This window comes from Pseudomonas sp. AK-TSAG1-1, assembly GCF_056821665.1.
The window spans coordinates 1,491,338-1,509,857 of sequence record NZ_CM165965.1 but is presented as its reverse complement, the minus strand read 5'-3'; the positions used below and the strand labels follow the sequence as shown (position 1 = coordinate 1,509,857).

Here is an 18,520-nt window from a genome sequence, read left to right as displayed (position 1 = left end):
AGCAAAAGCATCGCGAGCAGGCTCACTCCTACATTTGGAATGCGTTCCCCCTGTAGGAGTGAGCCTGCTCGCGATGAGGCCTGCCAGTTCAATGAAGATCTACAGACCTGACCTCAAGTCGCATCCGCATGACTCACCATGCCTTTGATCACCACCGCCGTCGTCGCCAACGCCGCCGGAATCACCAGCGCCGTCAACACCTGCTCGAAATTCCAGCCCAGGCCCAGCAACGTCGCGCCCATCCACGCCCCGAGAATCGCGCCAAAGCGGCCAATCCCCAGCATCCATGAAACACCCGTCGCCCGGCCCTGGGTCGGATAAAACCGCGCCGCCAGCGAAGGCATCGCCGATTGCGCGCCGTTGACGCACATCCCCGCCACCAGCACCAAGGTCGCCAGCAACGTGATGTTGCCCAGGCTCTGCCCCACCGCGTAGGCAAACACCCCGGCCAGCAGGTAGAAAGTGCCGATGACCTTGTGCGGATTGAAGCGGTCCATCGCCCATCCCACAGCCACTGCACTCAACACCCCACCGAACTGGAACAGCGCGCCAATGAACGCCGCCTGCTCCATGCTCGCGCCGCTGTCACGCATCAGGGTCGGCAGCCAACTGGTCAGCAGATAAACGATGACCAGGCCCATGAAGTAGGTCAGCCACAGCAGCAAGGTGCCGGCGCTGTAGGTGCCGGAGAAAATCACCGCGAATACGTTGCGTGCCTTGACGGTTTTCTGTTCCGGTACGCTGAAACTCGACGCTTGGGCGACAGTGACCGGATCGATCGGCGACAAGGTCTTGCGCACTTTGTCGGTGCCGCGATTGCGCACCACCAGATAACGCGCCGATTCCGGCAACCAGAACAGCAGCACCACCGCGAGAATCAGCGGCAGGATTCCGCCGATCAGCAGCAGGCTGTGCCAGCCGAACGCCGGGATCAGCTTCGCCGAAATGAAGCCGCCACCGGCCATGCCGAGGTTGAAGCCACAGAACATGCTGGTCACCAGCAACGACTTCTTGCGCTCCGGGGTGTATTCCGAAAGCAGCGTAGTGGCGTTGGGCATGCCGGCGCCGAGGCCCAGGCCGGTGAGGAAACGCAGCACCAGCAGTTGCTCCACGTTGGTGCTGTACGCCGAGGCCAGGCTGAAAGCGCCGAACAACAGGACGGCGCCGACCAGCACGACTTTGCGCCCGAAGCGGTCAGCCAGAGGGCCGGAGCCCAGAGCGCCGAAGACCATGCCGATCAACGCGGCGCTCATCACCGGGCCAAGACTGGCGCGGTCGATGCCCCAGTCCTGCGATAACGCCGGAGCGATGAAACCCATCGCGGCGGTGTCGAGGCCATCGAGAAACACAATGAGGAAACACAGGATCACCACCCGCCACTGATAGCGCGAGATCGGTTGGGCGTTGATGAAGGTCTGCACGTCGAGGCAGCGACCTACAGCGGACTGAGGCTGGTTCATTATTTTTATTCCACGCAAAAAACGCAGTCGAACGACGGCCGGCCACAGACTGGCACGGACTCAAGAATAGAAGGCTGGAATCAGCTGTTGCGGTGAACCCGGCAACACGGGCGGAAGTGGCGACAGTCGGGGAGCATGCACATGGAGAGTTGCCTCTTGTCATTATTATGGGAGTCGACAATCCGGCAGGCTCATTCACATCTGCGCCGGATGACGCTGCCGCGACATTAATGATCCAAAGGGTTTTAGCGTCAATTCGATAAACGCAACACTGTGCGTTTATCGAACAGCTTCATCAGGCGAACAACTGCGCGCTGAGGTCGCGGCTGGCACTGAGCAGGCCCGGCAGAAAGCGTTGTTCCAGCTCGGTGCGACTGACGCGACCGGCGTGGGTACTGACGTTGAGCGCCGCGACCACCTGACCCGACGCGTCGTAGACCGGCACGGCAATCGAACGCAGGCCCTGCTCGAGTTCCTGATCGACGATGCACCAGCCTTGCTGCCGCACTTCCTGCAGGCATTCGAGCAGACTTTCCGGGGTGTGCAGGGTGCGGCTGGTCTTGGCCACCAGTTCGGCGTGGTCGAGGTATTCACCCAGCGAGGTGTCGTCCAGCGCCGCCAGCAGGATGCGCCCCATCGACGTGCAATAGGCCGGCAGACGCCCGCCCACCGACAGGTCGACCGAAATCAGCCGCTGGGTGGTCGCCGAGCGGGCGATATAAAGAATGTCGTCACCTTCCAGCGTCGCCATGTTGCAGGCTTCGTGCAGTTGCTCGCTCATACGGTCGAGATACGGCTGCGCGGAAACCGCCAACGGCGTCGAGGACAGATACGCGTGGCCGAGAGTCAGCACTTTGGGCAGCAGCGAGTACGTGCGGCCATCGGTGGTGGCGTAACCCAGTTTGATCAAGGTGTGCAGGCAACGGCGCACAGCCGCGCGGGGAATTTCCGTGCGGTGGCTGATCTGCGCGATAGTCAGGTGCCGCTTGCGCTCCTGAAACGCCTGCACCACCGCCAGACCACGGGCCAGGGAGGTCATGAAATCCGGATCGCCGGTCAGCGCTTGAATACGCTTGGCCGGCGAAGCGACGATCGGCGGCGCTACGGAAGTGAAGGAGTTGCGCATTTGATCGTTCATTTCTTGTCCTTTTTCCGACACGGATCAATGGCTATACAAGCGGCTCGCCAGCAGATACACAAGGGCCGGGACGCCAAGATTGGGCGATTATCGAACCACCGACCGATTATCGCAATCGCCTGCCTCCCGGCCTTACTCGGCCTTGAGGCAATATTCTCTAAACTTTTTCGAGCCGCTGAAGCGGTCCGTTAGTTGTTCGACTTAATGACGCCAGAAACACAACACGGGGCCATAACGGTTTGGCTCGACTCTAACTACTGATAAAAAACGTCAGTCACAAAACAATCACACATCCAGAACCGTTTTTAACTTGGCAAAGATAGTCATTCCCGAATCGACCGCTATAATGCATCTCAGTGGCGCCCCGTGTTATTCGCCGAGACCGCCACCTGCCGACGCGATGCCAATCGCCGACAGCCCCGGCCAGCGCTGACGCGCATGACTCATGCAACGCCAGCACTCGCTGAAACAGGAAACTGATGCTGCGTCAGTTTTAATCTGGTGCCGTAGCCGCCTGCAACATGGAAGTCTTGATCGCCCCGCCGATAACACCAATGCCCGTCCGGGCATGACCTGTCGGTGGATCCGCTCAATCGATTCGTTGCAGTGCGTTTCACCAGACATTTATCTCAACTCAAACAGGTAGCACTGTGACGAAAGACGAACTGCGCGCGGAACTTGAGCGCCAGGAACAACGTTACAAGGAAGTTTACGGCGGGGAAGTCACCACCTACGCCGCTCAACCAGAACCGGAACGCAAGGCATGGCGTAAACGCCCCACTGTTCAGGATCAGGTTTTCCAGCAAGAACTGAAAAAGATGGAAGAAGAACTCAAAACCGAAGAGCCATGACCGGACGATCCTGAGTTTTCGAGGGTTTGCGTCGGCACCGGTTACAAGCGCGGTGAAACGACGATGCCTTGCGCGCCCGCTACCCGCGGGCAGCGGCCACTTCCCCCGTCCTGCACGGGAATGGAGCGTGTCTTACACGTTTCAGAGATATTTCACACAAGCGTTCGAGCCGCCTCCGGCCTCGGTCAAAACCTTGGCTGAGCGCTATTTTTTTAGGCTAATCAAGAGCTTGCAAAACCCTGCAATTCACTCGGCCATTGCACCTTGCAACAATTTAATTCATCGAAGTGGGCTACCGATGAGCAGGTAGGGGATCGATTTCCAGTCTTTTCTGGCATAATCGCGCCCCCTTATGACCGGGTCAGAAAACCTTCATGATCGATTTATTCAGCGGACTGGATGCTTGGGTGCTTGTGAGCCTCTTGCTCGCCCTGACGTTTGTCCTCGCCTTCGAGTTCATCAATGGATTTCATGACACCGCTAACGCGGTAGCCACTGTTATCTACACCAAAGCCATGCCGCCTCACCTGGCGGTGTTCTTCTCCGGTGTGTTCAATTTCCTCGGCGTATTGCTGGGCGGCGTTGGCGTGGCGTATGCCATTGTTCACCTGCTGCCGGTGGAACTGCTGATCAATGTGAACACCGGCCATGGCCTGGCGATGGTGTTTTCGTTGCTCGCCGCAGCCATCGCCTGGAACCTGGGCACCTGGTACTTCGGTATCCCGGCGTCGAGTTCGCACACCCTGATCGGCTCGATCCTCGGTGTCGGCCTGGCCAATGCCCTGATCAACGACATTCCGCTGGCTGACGGCGTGAACTGGCAGAAAGCGATCGACATCGGTGCCTCGCTGGTGTTCTCGCCAATGGCCGGTTTCCTCGTCGCAGCCCTGGTGCTGATCGGCCTGAAATGGTGGCGCCCGCTGTCGAAGATGCACAAGACGCCGGAACAGCGCCGCAAGATCGACGACAAGAAGCACCCGCCGTTCTGGAATCGCCTGGTACTGGTGATGTCAGCGATGGCCATGAGCTTCGTGCACGGCTCCAACGATGGTCAGAAAGGCATCGGCCTGATCATGCTGGTGCTGATCGGTATCGTGCCGGCGCAGTTCGTCCTTGACCTGAACAGCACCACCTACCAGATCGAACGCACGCGTGATGCGACCCTGCACCTGAGCCAGTTCTACCAGCGCAACGCATCCACCCTCGGCGAGTTCCTGGCCCTGGGCAAAAGCGTGGAAGGCGATCTGCCGGAGAAATTCCGCTGCAACCCGCAGCAGACCGAACCGACCATTTCCGCCCTGCTGCATACCCTCAAAGGTGTATCGGACTACCACTCGCTGCCGGCCGAAAGCCGCATCGAAGTGCGTCGCTACCTGCTGTGCCTGGACGATACCGCGAAGAAAGTCGCCAAGCTGCCGGGCCTCGAAGCCCGCGAAAAGGCTGACCTGGACAAACTGCGCAAAGACCTGACCACCACCACCGAATACGCCCCGTTCTGGGTGATTCTGGCGGTTGCCCTGGCTCTGGGCCTGGGCACCATGATCGGCTGGAAACGCGTGGTTCTGACCATCGGCGAGAAGATCGGCAAGCAAGGCATGACCTATGCCCAAGGCATGTCGGCCCAGATCACCGCCGCGAGCATGATCGGCCTGGCCAACATCTTCAGCCTGCCAGTGTCGACCACTCACGTGCTGTCCTCGGGCGTGGCCGGTACCATGGTTGCTAACAAGAGCGGCCTGCAAGGTGGCACCGTGCGCACCATTCTGCTGGCGTGGGTACTGACCCTGCCGGCGACTGTGGCGCTGTCGGCTGGTTTGTTCTGGTTGGCTTCGAAGGCTCTGGGTAGTTGATAGTCGGCTTCAGGCTTTGATGAAAAGGCGCGATTCGAGAGGATCGCGCCTTTTTTTGCGTTTGGGATTTTGGATTTGGGGGCATATCCGTTTCTGCGGGTGTTGCCGCTGGCGGTTTCGCTCTTACAGCGAGTCCCTTTTTCAAACGCCAAAAAGGAACCAAAAGGCTTTGCCCCGGCGTACGGCACTTCGCTGAGGCTCAGTGTTCCCTCGCTACGGTGTCCATCAGGGGGCATCGCCTACGGTTTGCTTCGCTGCACCTCCTCTCGATGTATGCGGCTTCGCCACACGGCGCTGCGCGCCTACCCCCTGATGAACACCTTCGCTCGGCCTGCCGAAGGGGCTGGAGATCAAGAGCAACATCAAGAGCCAGAGCCAGAGCCAGAGCCAGAGCCAGAGCAAAAAATTGCAGCCTTCGTCAGCTTCACATGGGTAACGGAGTGCAGTCATTTTGAGATTGATTGGCTGGTCGGCCGCCATCGCGAGCAGGCTCGCTCCTACAGTGGGAATGGGTGTGGTCAATGGGGGATTGGTTGGCTCGTAGGCCGCCTTCGCTGGCAGGCCAGCTCCCACAGTTGGAGTGGGTGTGTTCAGTTGGGGATTGGTCGGCCGTCAGGCCGCCTTCGCTGGCAGGCTCACTCCTACAGTGGGAATGGGTGTGGTCAGTGAGGGATTGGTTGGCTCGTAGGCCGCCTTCGCTGGCAGGCCAGCTCCCACAGTTGGAATGGGGCCGGTCAGTTAGAGATTGGTCGGCTCGCAGGCCGCCATCGCGAGCAGGCGAAGGCCTACAGTTTAGATTTGAGTGCACCGCACGCGGCAAAGCCGCCCCACTCAACAGGATGAGCGTTAGCTCGGCTGCAGCTCTTGATCTTCAGGCCCCGTCGGCAGGCTGAGTGGAGGGATTCATCCGGGGGTGGGAGCGCAGCGACCGTTTGGCGCAGCCAAACACATCGAGAGGAGGTGCAGCGAAGCAAACCGTAGGCGATGCCCCCGGATGGATCCCGGAGCGAAGGAACCCCGAGCCTTAGCGAGTGGGCCGAACGTTGGGGCAAGACTTTTTGGTTACTTTTGAGGCGTTTGTCAAAAGTGACTCGCCGTAAGGGCGAAACCGCCAGCAGCAGCACCCGAAGCAACGGATATCCACCCCCCCCAACCAGAACATGGTCGGCCCAAAGGCCGCCAAGAAGACAAAAAAAAGGGCAACCGAAGTCGCCCAAAATGCCTTGCGTGCTCATCAAATCCAGAAAGACCTACTTCTTGCGCTTATTCGCATCCTTCCAGATAAAAAATCCAAACCCTGCAAAAAACAGAACCATGAGCCCTACGGTCAGAACCCCGGCAAACACCACGTTATCGAAAAACATGACTGTGGCCTCCTGGCCCCTGCTTTGCTGCGATGGAACTAAGTTAACCAATCACGCAGGCGCAGAAATTGACCAGGATCAAGTCCGGTCAACACAAGGGATAAAGGCGGGAAAATAACTGACCTGCATCAAAGGATGCGGAGGGAGATCAACGCTTTTTCGGTTTCTTTTTCGGCTTTTTCTTGGCATTTCCCAACGGCATCGCCTGCTCGAAGGCCTTGCGCACTTCATTCAGACGTTTCTCGTTGAGGTCATGCACCCGCTTGGCGCGTTCGGTGCTGAGGTCGATCAGTTTGTCGTCTTGGCTCATGGCGCTCGATGCATCGCTTGAAGAAATCACAACTGCCGCAACCGGCAGGACTGCGCCAATCATGCAGCCTCACGCCAGCGCTGACCAGTCGCCAGCACCCACGCGTGATCACAATTGATGTAAATGAGGCGGATCAGATCTCGATATCGACCCACAATCCCTGACGTGGCTGATCTTCCATCAGCGGCACCACCGGCACAGTATTGTCGGCATTGAGCTCGGTGCCAGGCACGGCGAGGTGTTCTTCCGGGTCTTCGTCGGCTTCGCGCCGGCGGCGATCGCGTTCCTGCTGGCGACGCTGTTCTTCACGCGCCAGTAGCCGATCCTCTTCCGGATCGCGCTTTTGCAGATCGATCGTGCTTTCGTTGGAGCTTTCCTGCACCGGCACCACCGGAGGAATGTCCGGCCGCTGGCGAATCGGATCCTGCTGGGAAGTGATTGGCACAGCGCTCAGGGGGAGCATCGGTGGCAGCATATAAAGGGTCTCCTGTCAGCAGGCTATCGGCTTGAGCGAAGGTGGCTTGAGCCGCTGGTCGCAAACTTGTGACCGGGTTGGCACTCACAGGTGCCGCAAGCCTTCGAAAAACCGACGCATGACCTAATCTTCCCTTTGCAGTTAAAAGCCGGGAGCGGCTGCTAATCCTTTGGCCTCAGGGCCTCATTCCGTTAAGATAGCCCGCTTTTTCAAGGTGGGAGTCAGGCAGCATGGCGCAGCAGTATCAACCGGGGCAACGCTGGATCAGTGACAGCGAAGCAGAGCTTGGTTTAGGCACCGTTCTGGCACAGGACGGCCGCTTGTTGACCGTGCTTTACCCGGCCACTGGCGAAACCCGCCAGTACGCGCTACGGAATGCGCCCCTCACCCGCGTGCGGTTCTCGCCGGGTGACACCATTACTCACTTCGAAGGCTGGAAGATGACCGTGCGCGAAGTCGACGACGTCGACGGGCTGATGGTCTATCACGGCCTCAACGGGCAGAACGAAGCGGTCACCCTGCCGGAAACCCAGCTGTCGAACTTCATTCAGTTCCGTCTGGCCAGCGACCGTCTGTTCGCCGGGCAAATCGACCCGCTGTCGTGGTTTTCCCTGCGTTACAACACCCTGGAACACACCAGCCGCCAGTTGCAGTCCTCGCTCTGGGGCCTGGGCGGTGTGCGTGCGCAGCCGATCGCGCACCAGTTGCACATTGCCCGTGAAGTCGCCGACCGCATCGCGCCGCGGGTTCTGCTGGCCGACGAAGTGGGTCTGGGTAAAACCATTGAGGCCGGTCTGGTGATCCATCGCCAACTGCTCTCGGGCCGCGCCAACCGCGTGCTGATCCTCGTCCCGGAAAACCTGCAGCACCAGTGGCTGGTGGAAATGCGCCGCCGCTTCAACCTGCAGGTTGCGCTGTTCGACGAAGAACGCTTCATTGAAAGCGATGCCAGCAACCCGTTCGAAGACACCCAACTGGCGCTGGTGGCGCTCGAGTGGCTGGTCGAAGACGAGAAAGCCCAGGACGCACTGTTCGCCGCCGGTTGGGACCTGTTGGTGGTCGACGAAGCCCACCACCTGGTCTGGCACGAAGACAAGGCCAGTCCGGAATACACCCTGGTCGAGCAGCTCGCTGAAACAATTCCCGGCGTGCTGCTGCTCACCGCCACCCCGGAACAACTCGGTCAGGACAGCCACTTCGCCCGTCTGCGCCTGCTCGACCCGAACCGTTTCCATGATCTGGCCGCGTTCCGCGCCGAGAGCGACAACTATCGCCCGGTGGCCGAAGCCGTTCAGGAACTGCTGGACAAGGGGCGCCTGTCGCCCGAAGCGCACAAGACCATCCACGGTTTCCTCGGCAACGAAGGCGAAGCCCTGCTGACCGCGGTCAATGATGGCGACACCGAAGCCAGCGCCCGTCTGGTGCGCGAGCTGCTCGACCGCCACGGCACCGGCCGCGTGCTGTTCCGCAACACTCGCGCGGCGGTGCAGGGGTTCCCGGAACGCAAACTGCATCCGTACCCGCTGCCGTGCCCCGACGAATACCTTGAGCTGCCGCTGGGTGATCACGCCGAGCTGTACCCGGAAGTCAGCTTCCAGGCCCAGCCGGACGCCAGCGAAGAAGAGCGCTGGTGGAAATTCGACCCGCGTGTCGAGTGGCTGATCGATCAGCTGAAAATGCTCAAGCGCACCAAAGTGCTGGTGATCTGCGCCCACGCCGAAACCGCGATGGACCTCGAAGACGCGCTGCGCGTGCGCTCCGGCATCCCGGCCACGGTGTTCCATGAAGGTATGAACATCCTCGAGCGTGACCGCGCCGCCGCCTACTTCGCCGACGAAGAGTTCGGTGCGCAGGTGCTGATCTGCTCGGAAATCGGCAGCGAAGGTCGCAACTTCCAGTTCGCTCACCACTTGGTGCTGTTCGATCTGCCGTCGCACCCGGACCTGCTCGAGCAGCGGATCGGCCGTCTCGACCGGATCGGCCAGAAACACATCATCGAGCTGCACGTGCCGTACCTGGAAACCAGCCCGCAAGAGCGTCTGTTCCAGTGGTACAACGAGGCGCTGAATGCATTCCTCAACACCTGCCCGACCGGCAACGCCTTGCAGCATCAGTTCGGCCCACGCCTGCTGCCGCTGCTCGAAGAAGCTGACGACGGCGAGTGGCAAGCGCTGATCGACGAAGCGCGCACCGAGCGCGAGCGTCTGGAACAAGAGCTGCACACTGGCCGCGACCGCCTGCTGGAACTCAATTCCGGCGGCGCTGGCGAAGGTGACGCGCTGGTTGAAGCGATCCTTGAGCAGGACGATCAGTTTGCCCTGCCGATCTACATGGAAACCCTGTTCGATGCGTTCGGCATCGACAGCGAAGACCATTCGGAAAACGCCCTGATCCTCAAGCCAAGCGAGAAGATGCTCGACGCCAGCTTCCCGCTGGGCGATGACGAAGGCGTGACCATCACTTACGACCGCAATCAGGCGCTGTCGCGTGAAGACATGCAGTTCATCACCTGGGAACACCCGATGGTGCAGGGCGGCATGGACCTGGTGCTGTCCGGCTCGATGGGCAACACCGCCGTCGCGCTGATCAAGAACAAGGCGCTGAAACCGGGTACCGTGCTGCTGGAACTGCTCTACGTCAGCGAAGTGGTGGCCCCGCGTTCGCTGCAACTGGGCCGCTACCTGCCGCCGGCCGCCCTGCGCTGCCTGCTCGATGCCAACGGCAACGACCTGTCGCCACGGGTCTCGTTCGAAACCCTGAACGACCAGCTCGAAAGCGTGCCACGTGCCAGCGCCAACAAGTTCATCCAGGCCCAGCGCGATCAGCTGACGCCACGGATCAACGCCGGCGAAGACAAGATCACCCCGCGTCACGCCGAGCGCGTGGCTGAGGCCCGTCGTCGTCTGGCTGCCGATACCGAAGAAGAACTGGCGCGCCTGACCGCGTTGCAAGCGGTCAACCCGACCGTGCGCGACAGCGAACTGGATGCGTTGCGCAAGCAGCGTGAACAGGGTCTGGCGATGCTCGATAAAGCGGCGCTGCGCCTGGAAGCGATCCGGGTGTTGGTGGCGGGCTGAGTCCGCTGCTCCAACGCTATAAATGAAAAGGCCCGCAGTGATGCGGGCCTTTTTGTTTGCCTGATATTTATCGGGTGATGCTGATGGCCTCTTCGCGAGCAAGCCCGCTCCCACATTCGAGCGCATTTCCTCCTGAAAGAACCCGGTCAACTGTGGGAGCGGGCTTGCTCGCGAAGGCGATCATGCCGTCGCCGCAGAACCCACAGGCTCAACCACAGCCACCAACCCCTCTCTCATCCGCTGCGCATCGCGCACAAAACACCGCGCTGCCAGAAACAGAAACACCATGGTAAAGAACAGCGCCACCGGTATCAGGTACATCGCGTCATGCAGGCCCACTGCCTTGAACGCCTCGGTCATCTGCTCAGCCCCCGCCGAGAGCATCGCCGATTTGGCAAAGTGATCGGACAAGGCCCCCACCACCACCGGCCCCAGTCCGCCGCCGAGCAGGTACAACCCGGCAAAGAACAGCGCCATCGCCGTGGCCCGCAGGCGCGGTTCGACCACGTCCTGAATCGCCGTGTACACGCAGGTGTAGAAGTTATAGGCAAACAGCCAGCCGACGCTGAACACCGCGACAAACACGCTGATCTCGACCCGGCCCGCATGCAGCGCCCACGCCGTGCACACGGTCGAGATGATCAGGCTGAACCCGGCAAACAGCAGCCGGCCATTGGCGACCCGTTGATGGATCTTGTCGGCGATCCAGCCGCCGAGGGTCAGGCCGATCAACCCGGTGATACCCACGATCACCCCGGTCGCAACCGCCGCTTCCTGCAACGGCATCAGGAAATACCGCTGCAGCATCGGCACCAGAAACGAGTTGCAGGCATAGGTCGCGAAGTTGAAACACAAACCCGCCATCACCAGCCAGAGGAAGGTTGGCACGGCAAGAACCCGGCGGATCGGCTTGTCGACCCTCTCCTGGGACACCTGCACGGTTTCCGCCGCACCGCGTTTAGGCTCCTTGATGAAGAACATGAACACTGCGAGGATCAGCCCCGGCACCGCCGCGATAAAGAACGGCGCGCGCCAGCTGTCGAACGCCTTGACCATCGCGCCGATGGTAAAAAACGCCAGCAGCAGCCCCAACGGCAGGCCGAGCATGAAAATGCCCATCGCCCGTGCCCGACGGTGCGCCGGGAACAGGTCGCCGATCAACGAGTTGGCCGCCGGCGCATAACTGGCTTCGCCAATGCCGATGCCCATGCGCACCAGCAGAAAACTCCAGAAGCTGCCGACCAGCCCGTTGACCGCCGTCAGCGCGCTCCAGGTCGCCAGGCCCCAGCCCATCAGTTTGCTGCGCGAGCCGGTGTCGGCCATGCGCCCCAGCGGCAGGCCGGCAATCGCATACACCAGGGTGAACGCAGTGCCGACGATCCCCAGTTGAAAGTCGCTGAGGTGCCATTCCATGCGGATTGGCTCGATGATGATCGCCGGAATGGTGCGATCGAAGAAATTGAACAGGTTGGCAAGGAACAACAGGAACAGAATGCGCCAGGCATTCGCCGCTTGGGTCGAGTTCTGCATGGGTCCGTCTCTTTATTGTTATAGGGCTTCACTGCCGTCGCATCCGAGCCCGGAACCTGCAATCTAGACAGGCGGCTCAGGGCTGTCTGTGATCATTCGTCAGCCTGATGACGGGCCATGGCACTGTAACGAAACGTAAGCCCTTGATAACTCTGCAATCCCCGATAAACCGGGGCTTTCACGGCAAAACCCGGCTACAAAAAAATACTTTCGCGCCCCCCTTCCCAAGTTCATGGCGAAGCCTAGAATAGCCGCCGGATCCGTCCGGATTCGCCGATCAATCCCTTTGATGCCCTCCCCCATGTCCGAAGTCAGTCCGTGTCTGAATTGCGGTGCCTGTTGTTCCCATTTTCGTGTGTCTTTTTTCTGGGGTGAATGCGCTTCCTCCGGCGGTACGGTGCCCGATGAACTGGTCACCCAGATCAGCCCCAGCCGGGTGGCGATGAACGGTACCGACTGCAAATCACCGCGGTGTACTGCGCTGGTCGGTGAGGTCGGCAGCCAGGTGCAGTGCTCGATTTACGAACAGCGCTCCAGCCCCTGCCGTGAATTCGAATCGTCCTGGGAAAACGGCGAACAGAATGTCGACTGCGACAAGGCCCGTGCACGCTTCGGCCTGCCGCCTCTGCAACCGGACTGGGCCGAGATCCCTTTTGAACAAAGCGCCTGACGCTTAGCGCAAAACGCTATGACGCTAATGTCGAAATCATTAGCGCCAATGTGCCACTACGCCTTGCACCCCACAAACGGCCTCTATACTGCTGTCATTCGCCTGCGTTAATCGCGCAGTCAGGACGACTTCAGAGACGGGGCATGCTATGGAGTGGCTTGGTTTGCAGTTTGTTACCGAGCTGCCGGAGAGCGGGCAGGTCATTCTTGATTGCACACATAACCCCTTGCTGGTGCTGGTGGCCTATCTGGTAGCCTGCGCCGCGAGTTTTGCCACGCTCGACATGGCCGAACGGGTCGGCCACGCCGAAGACCCGGGCTCGCAACGGGTGTGGCGCTGGATCGGCGCCACCTGCCTGGCCGGCGGCATCTGGGCCATGCACTTTATCGCCATGCTGGCGTTCCAGGCGCCGATCGAAATTCACTACGACCTGGCGATCACCCTGTTTTCCCTGCTGATCGCCCTGCTCGCCTCGTGGCTTGCGATGCACACCTTGAGCACCCCGCAACCCAGCCTGGTGCACTACCTGAAAACCGCCATCGTCATCGGCCTGGGCATCGCCGGCATGCATTACGTTGGCATGGCGGCGATGCACTCGGTGGCTACCGCATATTACCAGCCCGTGCTGTTCTGCCTGTCGATCCTGATTGCCATTGGCGCCAGCTACGCCGCGCTGTGGGTCGCCGGTTATTTGCGTGAAGGCAGCGGCCGGTTTCATCAATTGCTCAAATACACCGCCGCGGTGATCCTCGGCGCCGGCATCATCAGCATGCATTTCACCGCAATGGCCGCGCTGCACCTGGTGTTGCCCGAAGGCACAGCGCCGACGCTGAGTGCCGAAACCAACCACCTGCAACTGGGCCTGACGGTCGCGCTGATCATCCTGCTGATTCTGGGCAGCGCGATCAGTGCGGCGCTGGCCGACAAGAAGCTGCAGAGCAAGGAACACGACCTGCGCCGGGTCAATGCCCTGCTCGGCCAGCTCGATCAGGCGCGGATGTCGCTACAGCAAGTGGCCAACTACGACGCCCTGACCAACCTGATCAATCGCCGAGGCTTCAATCAGATCTTCGCCGAGAAGCTCAGCCAGAAAACCAGCGAAGGCGGCATGCTCGCGGTGATGTTTCTCGACATCGACCACTTCAAGCGGATCAACGACAGCCTCGGGCATGACGCCGGTGACGCCTTGCTCAAAGTCATCGCCCATCACATCAAGAGTTCGGTGCGCAGCCATGAAGACGTGGTTGCACGTTTTGGCGGCGACGAGTTCTGCATCCTGATTGGCCTGCACGACCGCGAAGAAGCGCGCACCATGGCGCAACGGATCATGCAGAAAATGAAGGAGCCGATCGAGCTGGCCGGACGGCGTATGGTGATGACCACGAGCATCGGCATCAGCCTGTTCCCCGACGATGGCACCACCTGCGAAGAACTGCTCAAGCATGCGGATCTGGCGCTGTATCAGTCCAAGGGCGCCGGGCGTAACGGTCTGCATTTTTTCAGTTCGAACATGAAGACCCGCGCCAGCCTTGAACTGCAACTGGAAGAAGAGCTGCGCCAGGCCCTGCGTGAAGAACACGGGCTGACGCTGTATTACCAACCGATCTTCGAACTGAAAACCGGCCGGGTGACCAAACTCGAAGCATTGATCCGCTGGCAGCACCCGGTGCATGGCCTGCTGGCTCCGGACCGTTTTATTGCGATTGCCGAAACCAACGGCCTGATCGCCGAACTGGACAACTGGGTGCTGCGCAGGGCCTGCACCGACCTTGGCGAACTGACGCGCCATGGCTGCGACGAACTGAAAATCGCCTGGAACTGCTCGCCACTCAACCTCGCCCGGGAAGAGCTGGCCGACGAAATCGAAAGTGCGCTGCGCAGCGCCGGAGTCGCACCCGAGCGACTGGAACTGGAGGTCACGGAAAACGCGCTGATGGGCAACATCGCCAACACCCTGGTGCTGTTGCGGCAGATTCGCGCGCTTGGCGTGTCGCTGTCGATTGACGATTTCGGCACCGGCTATTCATCGCTGGCCTACCTCAAGCGCCTGCCGCTCAACACGCTGAAGATCGACCGCTCGTTCATCCTCGACATACCCACGGCAACCGCCGACATGGAGATCGTCCAGGCAATCATCGTCATGGCCCACACCCTGCATTTACAGGTGGTGACCGAAGGCGTGGAAAGCCTGGAGCAATACGAGTTTCTTGAACGCTCGGGTTGCGACTTCATTCAGGGCTATCTGCTCAGCCGCCCGGTGCCGCTGGACGAATTACGCCCGGTGCTGGAAGAAATCAACCAACGCAAGCACTCCCACGCGGTCAATCCGCTAAGTCTGGCGCGCGGTACATTTGAACCAGTGTCGCTGGATCCTTGTGCAAAAAGCCCTGCGCCCCATGCAGGCGCATCAGTTGTGCGGCCAATCCGCTGATCGGCGTGGCCGAACCCTGTTCGCGCGAAAATTTAACCGCCGTATCGAGATCCTTGAGCAGCGTGCGCACGTGCCATTTCACCGGTTCGAAACGGCTCTCGGCCATTTGCGGGGCGAGGATCTGCAACGGTTTCGAATCGGCAAAGCCACCGGCCAGCGCTTCGGCGATCAGGCTTGCATCGACCCCGGCCTGCTCGGCCAGCGCCACCACTTCGGCGATCACCAGCGCATTGCAGGCGACGATCATCTGATTGCAGGCCTTGGTCACTTGTCCCGCGCCAACGCCACCCATGTGCGTGACGCGCTGGCCGAGGTTGAGCAGCACGGGGCGTATTCGCTGCAGATCCTGCGCCGCACCACCGACCATGATTGCCAGGCTGCCCGCCTCGGCGCCGACCACACCGCCGGACACCGGTGAATCGAGCCAGGCCATGCCGGTCCGGTCTGCCAACTCGGCCGCCATCTCACGCGTGGCGGTTGGTTCGAGGCTGGAAAAGTCCACCAGCAACTGGCCTGTTTTCGCACCTTCAGCGACACCGCCGGCGCCAAACACCACCTCGCGCACGACCGCCGTGTCAGCCAGACACAGCATCACCACGTCCGCGTGTTCGCACAACTGCGCCGGGGTCGCGACTTGCCGGGCGCCGGCTTCAACCAGTGGCGCGCACTTGGCCGGGTTGCGATTCCACACGGTCAGCGGGTAACCCGCCGCCAGCAGACGACGGCACATCGGCAGGCCCATCAGGCCGATTCCGGCAAACCCCAACGAAGGTAGCGTTGACATCATTTTGCCTCTTTTCGATTAAAGATCACCGAATAATGGCCGATTCATGAACGATCAGGAAAGGATTCCCCCGCGCGACAATCAGGCCAAGCCCCTGACGCCCGGGCCAAATTCGCGCAATACAAGACGCGAGATCTAATTCCGTGAGGCTCGCTGACATTGGTCAGCAGACCAACCAGTCCAGGTATATGGCGCACAATGACTTCTAAAAACAATCCCGCCACTGCGGTATCCGACCTGACTCTGAGCCCTGCGGCGAACAGCCCGGCGCCGATGAAGCCATTGCCTCCTTCGCGCCCGCTGGGCACCCACCAATATCTGTACTACACCGAAACCAACACTGATCGCATCCTCGACAACCTCGATGGCCTGCGTGACCTGGTGTTCCCGCGTCCGCCGCACCTGGAGGGCGACAACGAACAGCACAACGACCAGGAATTCCCGTCGGTGTGCCTGATCGGCCTCGGTCGCTGCGGCTCCAACATCGCCCTCGACGTCGCGGAACTGGTGTACAACGCGCGCAAGTTCTACCTCAACGAATTCAACAACGAAGACCGTGCAGCAGATCGCCGACTGGCTGACAAAGGCTACAGCCCGGCGCAGTGGATCAAGAACAACCTGCGGATCGGCCCGAACAAATCGAGCAAACCGGTGTTTCTGGTGGAACCGCTGGTGATGCTCGGCGACCTCGACAAGGACATCGCCGGGCGCATCCGTTTCTCGCGCAAGGGCGAGAAAAGCGGCTTTCTGCGCGACTACAGCAAAATGAAGATCATGGACTTGTCCGAAGTCCACGCCGGTGGCGCCGGTAACGCGCCGATCCTCGGTCAGTACCTGGCCAAGATCATCCTCAACAAGGACACCCAGCGTTTCTCCAGCCCCGACTGGAAAATGATCCATTCGTACCTGATCGACAGCTGCGGCATCAAGGCCAACCAGTCGCGCCTGTACTTCTCGATCTTCAGTGCTGGCGGCGGTACCGGTTCGGGCATGGCCTCGGAGTTCGGCCTGGCCCAGCAGCACTCGTACATGAACAAGACGTTCGACACCAAGCCGATGGACGAACATGACGGCAAGAGCGGTCATTCGTTCGTGTTCGAACCGATCTTCACCAGCGGCATCTGCGTGCTGCCGAACATTTCCGACCACCGCAGTGAAATGTCCGAGGCGCTGCACATCAACGCCGGGCGCCTGCTGTGCAAATACCTCTCGGAAGAATGGGATTTCTCGTACAACTTCGCCAATGAAGACAGCAGCGAAGCCAGCGTCATGGGCCGTATTCGCCCATGGAACGCAATGATGCTGATCTCCAACGACATCATGCGTTACGCCGAAGAGAGCGATGACGGCAACATCCAGAACATTGATGTCAATGCGATGGAGAAGCACGCCAACCAGTACATCTCGCAGCAGATCTTCAACATTCTGACCGCGCAGGCCGTCACCACTGACTACGACCAGAACTACTTCCGTCGTGCCGGCATCGACATCGGCGAAACCATTCGCCTGGACGCCAACGACCTGTTCATGAGCCTGGCCGGCCCGGTGGCGATTGCCTACGCCGAATCGGTGGTGCCGGAAACCCCGCCACCGAGCAGCGACAAGTTCAAGGTGTTCGACAAAGAGCCGCAGCGCCTGAACATCGACGACCTGTTCTTCCGCTCCATCGACCTGCCGCACTTCAACAAGGTCACCCAGGCGATCGAAGGCATCAGCCTGCTGCCGATCGAGTCCAAGCGCTATCGCGCTTCGCTTGAGCAGTACAAGAATTCTGGCTACGACGCCGCCGCCCTGCACGACCTGCACTTCTTCAAGAACTGCTCGTCGGTGGTCTCGATCGTTTCGCTGCCCAAAGACTACAAGCTGTCGTACATGGACCTGAATCGGCTGAAGACCCACCTCAACAGCCTGTTCCCCAACACCACGCTCAAGCGCTACGCGTTGGTGATCGGCGCCTCGGCCAACCTGTCGCTGACCACCCTGATCGCCAAGAGTCCGTGCCTGTCGGACGACTTCCTGACGCTGATCGTGGCGTTCATCAAGCGTTGCTTCGCCAAGACCCCGTACCGTTTCGACGAGACCCTGGACAACTCGATTCTCGACTTCATCATCAATGAAGAATTCGACGAAGACCGCATCGACGATCTGCTCAACGAGTTCGAGAATCCGGCGAAAATCCTCGACACCAACTGGTACGCGATCAAGCCGATGTACGAGAAGAAGTACCGCGAGCTGATCAACGACAAAGACAAGTTCGTCTCGATCAACGACATTCGCCTGTCGCGTGACTGCGTAAAGAAGGCGATCAAGTACCTGCGCGAGATCTACCGTCACCGGATCGGCAAGACCAAGGTTATTTCCCTCAATAACCATACGGGCAAGACTTACTCGGTCTGACTTCAGACCGCGTCGCCCCATTCGCGAGCAAGCCCGCTCCCACAGTTGAGCGCATTTCCACTGACGGAATGCATTCAATTGTGGGAGCGGGCTTGCTCGCGAAGAGGCCTTTGAAAACACCGCAAAACTCGCAATATCCAACATCCAGAAACAATTAAGCAGCCCGCAGGCTGCTCAATAAAC

13 protein-coding genes are annotated in these 18,520 nt (G+C 60.2%); 6 read left to right on the top strand and 7 right to left on the bottom strand.

Annotated features, from left to right (window positions below; all coding sequences use genetic code 11):
• Positions 1-113 precede the first annotated feature (113 nt).
• Entirely contained in the window at positions 114-1,460 is a 1,347-nt protein-coding gene (gene pcaK, locus AC1UK9_RS06840) for a 4-hydroxybenzoate transporter PcaK (protein WP_482579740.1), read from the bottom strand.
• 295 nt (positions 1,461-1,755) lie between these two features.
• A complete protein-coding gene (pcaR, locus tag AC1UK9_RS06835) occupies positions 1,756-2,598 on the bottom strand; it encodes a pca regulon transcriptional regulator PcaR (protein ID WP_003222399.1) in 843 nt (280 codons plus the stop codon).
• 650 nt (positions 2,599-3,248) lie between these two features.
• Here pcaR and AC1UK9_RS06830 point away from each other — a divergent pair.
• Both AC1UK9_RS06830 and AC1UK9_RS06825 read left to right on the top strand, forming a co-directional pair.
• The gene (locus tag AC1UK9_RS06830; RefSeq protein ID WP_003222398.1) at positions 3,249-3,449 is read left to right on the top strand and encodes a hypothetical protein; all 201 of its coding nucleotides are present in this window, start codon (positions 3,249-3,251) and stop codon (positions 3,447-3,449) included.
• A gap of 374 nt (positions 3,450-3,823) precedes the next feature.
• Positions 3,824-5,299, top strand: a complete 1,476-nt coding sequence (locus AC1UK9_RS06825) for an inorganic phosphate transporter (protein WP_025110748.1) — start codon at positions 3,824-3,826, stop codon at positions 5,297-5,299.
• Positions 5,300-6,549: 1,250 nt separating this feature from the next.
• Here the strand turns inward: AC1UK9_RS06825 and ccoM are convergent.
• The 3 genes from ccoM to AC1UK9_RS06810 all read right to left on the bottom strand — a co-directional run bounded on the left by ccoM (position 6,550) and on the right by AC1UK9_RS06810 (position 7,448).
• The gene (gene ccoM / locus AC1UK9_RS06820) at positions 6,550-6,663 is read right to left on the bottom strand and encodes a cytochrome c oxidase subunit CcoM (protein WP_003222396.1); all 114 of its coding nucleotides are present in this window, start codon (positions 6,661-6,663) and stop codon (positions 6,550-6,552) included.
• Positions 6,664-6,811: 148 nt separating this feature from the next.
• A complete protein-coding gene (locus tag AC1UK9_RS06815; RefSeq protein WP_177327334.1) occupies positions 6,812-6,973 on the bottom strand; it encodes a hypothetical protein in 162 nt (53 codons plus the stop codon).
• A 133-nt stretch (positions 6,974-7,106) separates the two neighbouring features.
• Entirely contained in the window at positions 7,107-7,448 is a 342-nt protein-coding gene (locus AC1UK9_RS06810) for a hypothetical protein (protein ID WP_003222394.1), read from the bottom strand.
• 230 nt (positions 7,449-7,678) lie between these two features.
• On the opposite strand from AC1UK9_RS06810, the gene rapA reads away from it, so the two are divergent.
• Positions 7,679-10,525, top strand: a complete 2,847-nt coding sequence (rapA, locus tag AC1UK9_RS06805) for an RNA polymerase-associated protein RapA (protein WP_025110750.1) — start codon at positions 7,679-7,681, stop codon at positions 10,523-10,525.
• Between the two features lie 180 nt (positions 10,526-10,705).
• Here rapA and AC1UK9_RS06800 read toward each other — a convergent pair whose 3' ends face one another.
• Positions 10,706-12,055: a spinster family MFS transporter gene (locus AC1UK9_RS06800; RefSeq protein WP_482579739.1), complete on the bottom strand. Its 1,350-nt coding sequence runs from the start codon at positions 12,053-12,055 to the stop codon at positions 10,706-10,708.
• 301 nt (positions 12,056-12,356) lie between these two features.
• On the opposite strand from AC1UK9_RS06800, the gene AC1UK9_RS06795 reads away from it, so the two are divergent.
• Together AC1UK9_RS06795 and AC1UK9_RS06790 are read left to right on the top strand one after the other, a co-directional pair.
• A complete protein-coding gene (locus tag AC1UK9_RS06795; RefSeq protein WP_025110752.1) occupies positions 12,357-12,725 on the top strand; it encodes a YkgJ family cysteine cluster protein in 369 nt (122 codons plus the stop codon).
• A gap of 148 nt (positions 12,726-12,873) precedes the next feature.
• Entirely contained in the window at positions 12,874-15,156 is a 2,283-nt protein-coding gene (locus AC1UK9_RS06790; RefSeq protein WP_473014685.1) for a putative bifunctional diguanylate cyclase/phosphodiesterase, read from the top strand.
• Here AC1UK9_RS06790 and AC1UK9_RS06785 read toward each other — a convergent pair.
• Positions 15,047-15,943 (bottom strand): NAD(P)-dependent oxidoreductase, encoded by an 897-nt coding sequence (locus AC1UK9_RS06785; protein ID WP_482579738.1) that lies wholly within the window; start codon positions 15,941-15,943, stop codon positions 15,047-15,049. The genes AC1UK9_RS06790 and AC1UK9_RS06785 overlap by 110 nt on opposite strands.
• Before the next feature lie 195 nt (positions 15,944-16,138).
• Here AC1UK9_RS06785 and AC1UK9_RS06780 point away from each other — a divergent pair, with 195 nt between their 5' ends.
• Positions 16,139-18,337: a hypothetical protein gene (locus AC1UK9_RS06780; RefSeq protein WP_025110755.1), complete on the top strand. Its 2,199-nt coding sequence runs from the start codon at positions 16,139-16,141 to the stop codon at positions 18,335-18,337.
• Positions 18,338-18,520: the final 183 nt, after the last annotated feature.

Bases quoted from the DNA above. Each gene is read 5' to 3' on its own strand.
- pcaK (WP_482579740.1), bottom strand. From the start codon at position 1,460: ATGAACCAGCCTCAGTCCGCTGTAGGTCGCTGCCTCGACGTGCAGACC.
- pcaR (WP_003222399.1), bottom strand. From the start codon at position 2,598: ATGAACGATCAAATGCGCAACTCCTTCACTTCCGTAGCGCCGCCGATC.
- AC1UK9_RS06825 (WP_025110748.1), top strand. From the start codon at position 3,824: ATGATCGATTTATTCAGCGGACTGGATGCTTGGGTGCTTGTGAGCCTC.
- ccoM (WP_003222396.1), bottom strand. From the start codon at position 6,663: ATGTTTTTCGATAACGTGGTGTTTGCCGGGGTTCTGACCGTAGGGCTC.
- AC1UK9_RS06815 (WP_177327334.1), bottom strand. From the start codon at position 6,973: ATGAGCCAAGACGACAAACTGATCGACCTCAGCACCGAACGCGCCAAG.
- AC1UK9_RS06810 (WP_003222394.1), bottom strand. From the start codon at position 7,448: ATGCTGCCACCGATGCTCCCCCTGAGCGCTGTGCCAATCACTTCCCAG.
- rapA (WP_025110750.1), top strand. From the start codon at position 7,679: ATGGCGCAGCAGTATCAACCGGGGCAACGCTGGATCAGTGACAGCGAA.
- AC1UK9_RS06800 (WP_482579739.1), bottom strand. From the start codon at position 12,055: ATGCAGAACTCGACCCAAGCGGCGAATGCCTGGCGCATTCTGTTCCTG.
- AC1UK9_RS06795 (WP_025110752.1), top strand. From the start codon at position 12,357: ATGTCCGAAGTCAGTCCGTGTCTGAATTGCGGTGCCTGTTGTTCCCAT.
- AC1UK9_RS06790 (WP_473014685.1), top strand. From the start codon at position 12,874: ATGGAGTGGCTTGGTTTGCAGTTTGTTACCGAGCTGCCGGAGAGCGGG.
- AC1UK9_RS06785 (WP_482579738.1), bottom strand. From the start codon at position 15,943: ATGATGTCAACGCTACCTTCGTTGGGGTTTGCCGGAATCGGCCTGATG.
- AC1UK9_RS06780 (WP_025110755.1), top strand. From the start codon at position 16,139: ATGACTTCTAAAAACAATCCCGCCACTGCGGTATCCGACCTGACTCTG.